Below are 10,770 nucleotides of genomic sequence, written 5' to 3' on the forward strand. Positions count from 1 at the left end.
ACTATGGAGAACTATGAAAAATATACTACATAGAAACCCCATTCCAGATATTGAATACCTAAAAAAGGAAGTGGTTAAATTATACTACGAATTAGTTGATGAAATATCTTTTGTCGAAAATTGGATAGATGAATATATTGTCAAAAAATAGGTATCATACTATATTTGTAAAATAAATAATAATAAATTAAAAATAATACTGTCATCAATGATAGATGACAAAATATATTAAATCCATATTTAAGAAATATGCTTTAAGCCATTATAAGAAATAATTTGATTTCATCATCCATGTTTATCTTTCCTAAAAAATTGAAATTTAACACTGATTTCGAAAAAATAAAAAATTTTTTCAAAATCCTTTTTGAAGCCATAAAAACTGATTTAGGCACTTATGGGAGATTTTGCAAAATTTTCTATTTTGCGAAATCAGTGTACAAATATTAATTTAATAAAATTCCATCTTTTTCTACATTAGATAAAAAAGAAGAATTAATATATTTATTATAATATTCTTTTGATCTCATTTTAATAGAAATACGTTGTCCTGTTGTAATAAGAATATTGAAAACTTTAGTATAAATATCACTATTAATTTTGGATTCATCATCATTTTTAGTAATAATGAGCATATCAATGTCTGATTCATCAATATCCTCACCACGAGCAACAGAACCAAAAAGAATAATTTTTTCGATTTCTGGATGATTTAAAGAATTGGCAAAATCCTTAGCTATTTCTTTTCTATTCATCTATATCATTCCTGTTTTAATTTATCTATCATTTTTATAAAATTAAAGTATATTTATATTTAAAGTAGTTAATATTCTTTCTGTTCTGTTATTATTTATTAAATCATTATAGATGATGAAAAACTTTAATGCCTAAATATATTATTTTATCAATATAATCCTTAAACTAACATTCTTCAGCCATTTTCATCATAAAACTGGCTAAGGATACTATATCCATTCTATTATGCTCTATAATTGGAATAAGTGGACCTATGTTCTGTTCTTTTAAATAAGTTTCATAGTATCCAGGGATCTGTGATCCTGGAACATCATCTACACGTTCTATATCAAACAAATGTTTCTCTATTGTTGTCAATTTGCAATTTGGTAATTTATCTCTCCATAATCGTCTTGCAAAGTACATTAAATCATAGTTGATTAGGTTGTGTTCATATTCCATTCGATGATGATTCATTCTATTTTTAATAAAAGGCACATCAAAACTTGCTCCATTATATGTAACATAAACAGAATTTTCATCTAAATGGTCCATAAACCCTTGAATTACAGCAGGTTCCTCTACTTTTTCTCTAAGTAAATATTGTGTAGATTCAATATATTTTCCTTGAATTTCAGCTATTCCTATTAATATTATGGGGACATTTGAAAGTCCCAATGTTTCAATATCCATGAATTTAAAGTCACCATGCTCTATATGGCTTGCACATTTTAATAAATTATTTTGTGCATTGCTGTTGTTTTTGACTAAGTAAAATAAATCTTTAAAGGATCCTGATTCTATTTTGTCCAGTGTTTCTTTTGCAGGGTCTGCAAATCGTTCATGTTTAAGTAATGATTCAACACTATCATATCCTTCATTTTTCAATCGTTTTTCTGTAGCATCTCCAATTCTGGGGACTAATGTTAAATCACAAAGGATTTCTTTTTTAATATCATTTGATTTAAGTGAAAAATCCATTTTTTCTTTTTCTTTGATTTGTAATGTTTCCCCATAGCTATTTTCTATTATTTCGCTTTTTTCAATGTCTTCTAAAGTTTTACCTTCATATTTATTCAGTAATCTTGTTTTTAAATCTTTTACATAGCTAGTTGAATTTGCATCGGCTTTAGCTATTGTTTCTTTTGATGGATTTTCTGAAGATAATGATCTGGATAGTAATGTTTTTAGTAGTTCTTTTTGATGTTCTTGGTGTTTTTTACTTGGCATAATAATCTTATTATTCTCTTTTTAAGTAACAGTTATTTTATTATTCTCTTTTAAGTAAGGTATATGGTTTAGATAATATCAACTTTAAAAGTAATTAATATATATGTTGGAGCACAACATGAAATTACTTCTTTAGCATTAAAGCTATTTTTACCATAATTATCTAATAAATCTTTAAGTAGGGATTTAACTTCCTCTACTTTATTTAAATCAAAAAATCTTATACTTCCTAAATATGAAGTTTTATTACTTAGTGAAATTACAGTTATATTATTAATAATTTTAAAATTATAATCTTTTAAAGTTTCCTTAACTTTATTTAGTACTTCTTCTTTTAAGTTATTATCTGTTATAAAATCACCACATATTCTTATTATTTAGATTCATTTTTTATCTTTTCAAGTAGTATACTTGCATCTTCATGATATGGGTTTAATCGTAATGCTTTTTTTAAGAAGTTAGATGCTTTCATATAGTCTGCTTGAATTTCAAGAATAGCTCCGAGAAGATACCATGCATTATCATTGTTTTTATCTTCATTGAGCATATCTTCTAAGATGTCTCTTGCAAAGGTGTATTCTTTACTTTCAAATAATCCTAATGCTTCTTCATATTTGGTTTTAAAATTTGTTTTGTCTTTAAATTTGTTTGTAATATTATTATTTTTATTACTATTATTAATGTTATTTTTATTACTCTCAATACTATTATTTTTATTCTTATTAATATTAGTTTTATTAAGGTTCCTTACTTTATCATTTTTTATTTTATTAGCTCTATTATTCATTTCAATATCTATTATTTCTTTGATATCCACTTCATCAGTAATTGATTCTTTATTAATTTTTTCTTTAATAAAATTAAGTAAATAAATTGTTGCATCTTTATGAAGAGGCTTATTTTCATTTCCACACTTTGGTGAGTAGATACATGATGGACAGCCTTCTTTGCAACTGCAGTTTTTAACAAGATCATATGTTGAATGGATTATTTCTTTAAATAGCTCAATTGCTTTTTCATTTATTCCTATTCCTCCTTCGTAGGCATCATAAATGAATATTGTAGCTTCTTGAGTATCGGCGTGATAATTTGTTGAAAGTCCTCCAATATCAAACCTATCACACATTACATGTAATGGGAAAAGACCTATTATACCATGTTCTATGCCATGTAATCCTCCGTGAAAGACATCTTCTTCTTTAAATTTATCTTCTAAAATAGTTTTATGTTCTGTTGGTATTGTAAACCATATTCCTTTTGTTTTAAATCTGAGAGGTGGTAGATCTAAAAAATAGGTTCCTAAAGTTTTTGAAAAATGCATTTTTTTGTATTTAATGAAATCTTCTTTAACTTCCAACTCTCCAAAATGCACTGTGAAATTTCCAACTTTCACTCTTTTGATTTTATTGATTATACTAATATCTACATCTTTTAAAACGATTGTATGAGATTCAACACTTCTTTTAACTACATTTACTATGTTCTTTCTTAAATTAACATTATCTACAATATATGTTTCACCTTTATTTATAAGAACTGCTCCTTCATGTGCTTCTCTATAAACTTGAGATTTCTCCATAACTTCTAAGAGTTCAGTATTATTCATTATTTTAAAAAGATCTGTTGATAGCTGGTCTAAAGAATGTTTAAAAGATGGTTGATCATCATGTGAATAAATATAATGTTTTGTTTTGGTATTTTTTACAAGTAATTCTTTATCCAAAAGTTGTTTTAATGTATTTTTACTTATATTGAACTCTTTTAATTCCTCTTCAGTTAAAACAAGTTCATTTGCTGCACATTGTATTTGTGAGGAAATTATATTTTGATTGTTTAAATCAATTATTGCATTTTCATGAGGTTTGTCAAAGAAAAACTCAGGGTTATTCATAAAATACTGGTCTAGTTGATTTTCAAAAGCAACTAAAATAACTAATGATTTTTGATTTTCCCGTCCAGATCGTCCTGCTTGCTGCCATGTTGATATCATGGTTCCAGGGTAACCTGATATTATAACTGCATCAAGAGAACCGATGTTTATTCCAAGTTCAAGAGCATTAGTGCATGTTACACCTAAATATTTACCTGATTTCAAACCTTCCTCAATTTCACGACGTTCGCCTGGAAGATATCCTGCTCTGTAAGCTGTAATTTGCTTAGCTAATCGTCTCCGATAATTAAGCATGTCTTTTTTAGCCCACATAGCTATTAATTCAGCAATTTTACGGGATACTGTAAAACATAGTGTTTGAACATTTTTAAGCAGTAAATAAATGAATATATGTTCTGTTTCTTGGTGTATGGATAGTGTTGCTTTGTTTGAATTGTTTTTTAGTGTTTTATTTGGAGTAATACTTAGTTTATTATTAATATCTTCTTTTTCATTATTTTCTTCAATAGCTATTTTATTATTTATAAAAGGATTGTAAAGTATAAAATCCTTTTCACCACTTGGTGATGTATCATTGTCAACAAGAACGAATTCTTCACCAGTTAGTTTATTTGCAAGTTCTAATGGGTTTGCCAGTGTTGCAGAAGATAATATAAACTGAAAATCTGATCCATAATATTTAGCTATTCTCTTTAACCGTCTAATAAGTAAAGCTACATTTGAGCCAAATATTCCTTTGTAATAATGAGCCTCATCAATTACAATGTATCTTAGATTACTATAGAATCTTTTCCATTGATGATGCCAAGATAAAATATGGTGTAATTGGTAGGGGTTTGTTAAGATTATTCTTGAATTTTGACGAATAGAATATCTTTTGTTTCTTTCAGTGTCTCCATCATATCTTTCAGGTTTTATATCAATACCTAATCTTTCCTCTAAGTTTTTAAGTACACTTAACTGATCACTTGATAATGCTTTAGCAGGGTATATGTATAATGCTGTTGCTTGTTTGTTTCCAGATAATTCTTCAAGTATTGGTAAATTAAAGGCTAAAGTTTTTCCTGATGCTGTTGCAGTAGTTATAATCACATTTTTATCTTCTTTAATGTGATTATAAGTTTCTGCTTGGTGAGTGTAAAGTTTAATTCCTTCATCTTTTAAATAATTTTCAATATCTTTATTTAAATTAGCTATTTTTGAATGTTCTGCTTTTTTAGAAGGTATTGTTTCAATATGGACAATTTTTCCTCGAAATCTTATATCTTTTTTAAATTTATCAATAGCTATTTCATCCATATTAATCTTTTCTTCTAGGTTGTAATCAATATAATAGTATTATGTTATAAAAACTAATTTACATTGTTCTTAGTAGTTTAATTGTATGTTAATATAGCTATTAATATTTTACCATAGTTATAGTGAAAATTATCCGTGTTAATATAATTTATTTATAAAGTATTACTAATATTATGATAACTGTATGGAATTATGAAAATCTGTATATTCAATTTGTTGTATAATAATTTTATACAATTATAGTAATTGGTCATTGATATTATCTATCCACAACTCATATAAAAAAAATTAATTAATATTAAAACAATTAGATGTAAAACCCACACTGAATATCAATTTTTATAATTTTTATATAGAAAACATGAAAAATAGCTATTAATCAATAAACAGTTTCCAATCTGTAGTTACATATTTACAAAAATCTTTATATAGTACTAAGGATATATAAAAAAGAAGGTATGAGCTTAAAATTTAGTTTAGCAAAACCATAGACATTTAAATCACTAATCGGACTCGAAAATGATATATATATATATATATATTGTATCGTATTTAGTATTTCCATAAAACTGCACATGCATATATTACAAAGTGTACCAACTCTATAATATGCACATGCATATATCCTTATTGTTTTATGGTAGTGTTACTATTGGTCTATTTAAGTTTTTTGTTTCATACCTAAATGTTTTTACTAAATAAAAATGAGGTGATAATATTATGAAATTGGAAAACATTTTAAAGAGCAAAAAAGTTCACAAAACACTAATGGTACTTTTGTTAACACTAACTGTATTCACAATATCCATGTCTTCAGTTTCAGCTGCAGATATACATGTTGATAATAGTACAGGAGTAAAAAAATGCTTTTACTACTATTGCTAATAATGACACTGTAATTATTGATGATGGAAATTATTCTGGAACCAATAATACAGATATAACTATTAATGGTAAAACTGGAGTGAAAATTGTTAAAAATGCAAATTCTACTGATGATGTTGTATTTACTGGAACAATTCCAGCTAATAAACACATGTTTAACATAACTAATTCAGAAGTAACTTTTGAGAACATTACTCTAAAAAACATAAATACTACTTTTGCTAGAGGTGGTGCTATTAATATTGATAATAGTAATGTCACTTTTGCAAATTGTATTTTTGAAAATGTTAATGGAACATATGGATCTGCTGTTAGTGGTTATGGTAATTTAATCTTTATAAATTGTACTTTTGAGAACAATTATGCTTCAAATTCTGGTAGTTCAATACAAGCAACTGGAGGCCCTACAGATATAGTTATAAAAGATTCTACTTTTATAAATAATGCTGCTGTTAATGGTGGTGCTATATTTGTAAGGAATAATGGTAGTCCTGCGAAAATCACAATTGAAAATTCTAATTTCGAAAATAATAATGCAACTAATGGTAGTGCTATTTATGTTGCAGGTGCTACAAATTTCACAGTGAATAATTCTGAATTTAATAATAATGGTGTAACTGGCGCTATTGGAATAGCAACAGGTTCATTAAGCATATTAATTTTCGATAATACTAGCTTCACTGGAAACACTGTCAATGTTGAAACTTATACTACTACTGGAGGTGCTAAATATGGTGGACTCAAAGGAAATATAACTGGATTCACTGGTTATTTACCTTATTCATATCTAAATGCCACTGCATTTAATTTCACTATTAATTCTAAAAACACCACAGTTCAATATGGTGACAATATTACATTAGTTGCTAAGCTCAATGATCGTGATCTTAATTTAAATGGTCTTAATGTTAGCTTATATAAAAATGATAGTTTTGTAAGTACTGCTAAAGTTATTAATGGTGTTGCTACATTCGAGAATATTACTGCAACTGCAACTGATACATATTATGCAGTTCTAAATAATACTGAGTTCGGATTTGCATTTATTGATAATCAAAATACAAATAGAACTAAAAACATTACTGTTACTGTTAATAAAGCTGATTTAAATATTACTTTACGTAATGAGACTATAGCTAAATACAATGAGACACTTGTGTTAAATGCTACTGTACTTGATCAGAATAATAATCCTGTGACTGAACCAATAGATTTAACTTTTTCAATCCATTTTAACAATCAAACTAAAGATATTAATGGTACTGTTACTAATGGTGTTGCAACAGCAAATTGGACTATTCCTATTCCTATTGATTCAGATAATTTAGTTATTTTTGTCTCATATCCTGGAAATGATCAATACAATGGATATAGGACTGAGGATCCTTTAGTATTAAATATATCTAAAATTAATACTACTATAACTACTACTAATAATAGTACTAAAAGAGGAAATAATGTTACTATAATTGCTAACCTCACTGGACTTTCTCCAGGCGATATTGCTGGTAAACTTATTTACTTTTACTATGCAAATAATAATACAGAAATAGGACATAGTACTACTAATTCTAATGGAATTGCTTATCTTAATGTAGTAAAACCTACTGAAGATTTCCAGTATTATGCGGTCTTTAATTCAACTATATTAGCTTATGAAAATACTACTTCAAAAGATTCACCTTCAAATGTTACTATTTTACCTGGAGATCTAATCATTAATTTAATTAGTATTGAAAATACAACCTATAATTCTATAGCTATTGTTAAAGCTACAGTTGTAGATCAAAACGGTGACCCTATAGAAACAGGACTTTTCGAATTATGGATTAATAATGTAACTCAATCTGCAGTTAATAGTGATAATGATGGCAATATAATCTTTAATTACAATATACCAGATAATAGTGCTACCCTCAGTTTTGTAATTAAATTTGCTGGTAATGCTAATTATAGTAATAGCTCTTCTAATGTAAAGATCATAGGTGTTAGTAAACTCAATACAACTATTGTAAATCTTAATAATGCAACAATTACTTCTGGTCAAAAAGTAAATATCACTGCTACTCTCAAAAATAATAAAACTGGTGAAGGATTGGCTAATAAAAAAGTTAATTTCTATTATTATGGTAATAGCACTCTTATAGACTCTGCATTTACTAATAGTGATGGATTTGCTTATTTAGAATTAAGTCCTAAAACATCTTTTGATTATTATGCTGAGTATGTTCCAGAAAATAGTCAAGATAACTTAATTTATAATAATGTAACTTCTTCAGTATCTACAATTAATGTTACTCCTGGTGCTTTAAGTGTTATTCGTCCAGATGATATTACTGTTCCATATGGTAGTACAACTTTGATTAATGTGACTGTTATTGGTCCAGATGGTAAACCTGTAAGTGGTTTAAATGTTACCTTCACATTTTCAAATGATAAAAAGGCTGATATTTCATTTAACGCTACTACTAATTCTAAAGGTATTGCATCTGTAAACTACACAGCTGATACTTATAAGGATGTTAAATATTGGATAAGATATGTAGGAAATGAGTATCAAACATATGATTCTCGTACTACTAATGACTCATTTAATATTGAAGTTATACCTGTAACAACTGTGATTATCACTGGTGCTAATTCTACTGTTAAGAAAGGAGAAAACTTTACATTATTTGCTCATCTTACTGATGCAAATGGTAACCCTATAGAAAATGCAAGTGTAATTTTCCATATTATAGGTGGTATGATTGTTCCTGGAAAAGCAACTGATGCTAATGGTGATGCTGTCTCAGCATATAATCCTATTGCTAATAAAAATGCTGGAGACTATTATGAATATTGGGTCGAATTTAGAAGTAGAATAAATGGAAATAATTATTATTATGCTTTTGCTCCTTCAAATTCTTCATTATCTAATGTTACTGTTGTTGCAGCTAAGTTGAACATTACTGCAGTTAATCGTACTATTGAATATAATAAAACTGTCAATTTAACAGGCACTATTCTTAATGTGCAAGGTAAACCTATACCTGGATTGAATGTCACTCTTTATATTGATGGTGTAGAAATTGGTACTTTCTTAACTGATACAAATGGTACTGTAAATTATGAGTATTCTGTAGGATTTGTCAATAAAACATATTTCGAATATAAATTTGTATACAATGGTTCTGATTATGATCCTGCTTCAGGAATTGCTTATGTTAATCTTACAAAAATAAACACTACTACTGTAATTACTAGTCCGACAGTTACTAATGTAACCGAAGGAGATGAAATTACTTTAACTGCAAAACTCACTGACAAATATGGAAATCCTTTAGAGGGTCAAGAGATTTATTTCATCTATGAAAATGGAGATATTCTTGGATATGCTACTACTGATGCTAATGGTGTAGCTTCTTGTAATGTATATGTTTACAAATCTGGTGAATATCACGCTGTATTTGATGGTGATCTACATTATAATCCGTCTGATTCAGATGATCCTGTCTCTAGGTTTCGTATAAACATTGTTTTATCTGAGACTAGACCTATCGAAAATGAAACCAATCCTGATGGAAATGGAAGTAATTCTAATGTAACTAAAAATGATTCTGATGTTGATAATGATGAAGATTCTGATTTAGATATTGATGGTGACAATGGTCAATATACCGATAATTCAGATGAAACTCAAGATGTTAAAGTTAAAGCTGCAAATAGTGCTTATGTTACTACAAAAGCTACTGGTGTTCCATTAATAGCTGTATTGTTTGTTTTACTTTCTGCTCTTGGAATTGTAAGTTATAAGAAAAAAGAATAATTTAAATTTTTTAAGGACTTTATGTCCTTACTTTTTATTTTTTTAAAAAAATTGTATAATGTTACTTTTCTAAATTCAAATATAAATTTAAGTTAATAAAATCCTAATTACTATTTTTCTACTTAAAAATCTATTTAAAAACATTTAAAAACTATAATGACCATATATAATAGCTATTTTTTTAATTGTTAGACATTGTATAAAATGTTTATACGATTAATTCTAATTCTATACATTAATTCAAACTTTTTTGACTGCTTTTAAATTTTGTACTGTATAAAATTATTATACAACAATATGATAAGACATAATAAGACATATTAATATTTTTGATTTTATGTATTGTAATACAAAAATTAGGAAAATTTATTAAATATAAAACTAATAAATAAATATCAATTTAAATATTAGTAAAGGAGACATATGATGAAAAAATTACCTATTGGGGTTGCAACATTTTCTAAAATAATAGAAAAAAACTATTTATACATTGACAAAACTAAATACATCCATAGGATGGTTAATGAAGGTGAAATATACTTTTTATCAAGACCAAGAAGATTTGGTAAATCTTTACTTGCCAACACTTTAAAAAGCTTGTTTAAAGGGAATAAAGAATTATTTAAAGGTTTATATATTTATGATAAATATGATTGGACTCAAAATTACCCTGTGATCTATTTAGATTTTGCAAGCATAGGACATAAAAATCCTGAAACATTAGAAATCTCTTTAAATGATTTCATTAACATGACAAAAATGGAACACTCAATAGAACTTCTAAGCGAAGATTTAACTAGTAAATTTACAGAGTTAATCATTAGAATACATGAAAAATATGGTAAAAAAGTTGTTATCTTAATAGATGAGTATGATAAAGCTATTAGTAGTCATTTAGATGATATTGAAATAGCTAAAGGTAATC

Annotated in this window: 5 protein-coding genes; 2 read left to right on the forward strand and 3 right to left on the reverse strand. The window is 26.8% G+C overall.

All coding sequences use genetic code 11. The annotated features are described in order from the left end of the window. Positions 1-443: 443 nt before the first annotated feature. From MBFIL_RS09815 to MBFIL_RS09825, 3 genes are all read right to left on the reverse strand, one after another. Positions 444-752, reverse strand: coding sequence for a nucleotidyltransferase domain-containing protein (locus tag MBFIL_RS09815; protein WP_066974023.1), 309 nt, complete (start codon positions 750-752; stop codon positions 444-446). Between the two features lie 166 nt (positions 753-918). Next, positions 919-1,962 carry a ribonuclease H-like domain-containing protein gene (locus MBFIL_RS09820; RefSeq protein ID WP_066974025.1) on the reverse strand — a complete coding sequence of 348 codons (1,044 nt, stop codon included), beginning with the start codon at positions 1,960-1,962 and terminating at the stop codon, positions 919-921. 373 nt (positions 1,963-2,335) lie between these two features. Then, positions 2,336-5,152, reverse strand: coding sequence for a DEAD/DEAH box helicase (locus tag MBFIL_RS09825; RefSeq protein ID WP_066974027.1), 2,817 nt, complete (start codon positions 5,150-5,152; stop codon positions 2,336-2,338). Between the two features lie 964 nt (positions 5,153-6,116). On the opposite strand from MBFIL_RS09825, the gene MBFIL_RS09830 reads away from it, so the two are divergent. Beyond that, positions 6,117-9,845 carry an Ig-like domain-containing protein gene (locus MBFIL_RS09830; RefSeq protein WP_066974029.1) on the forward strand — a complete coding sequence of 1,243 codons (3,729 nt, stop codon included), beginning with the start codon at positions 6,117-6,119 and terminating at the stop codon, positions 9,843-9,845. Positions 9,846-10,271: 426 nt separating this feature from the next. Further along, on the forward strand, positions 10,272-10,770 hold a 499-nt coding region (locus MBFIL_RS09835), incomplete at its 3' end, for an AAA family ATPase (protein ID WP_169805526.1).

Source organism: Methanobrevibacter filiformis, from assembly GCF_001639265.1.
Lineage (GTDB): Archaea > Methanobacteriota > Methanobacteria > Methanobacteriales > Methanobacteriaceae > Methanacia > Methanacia filiformis.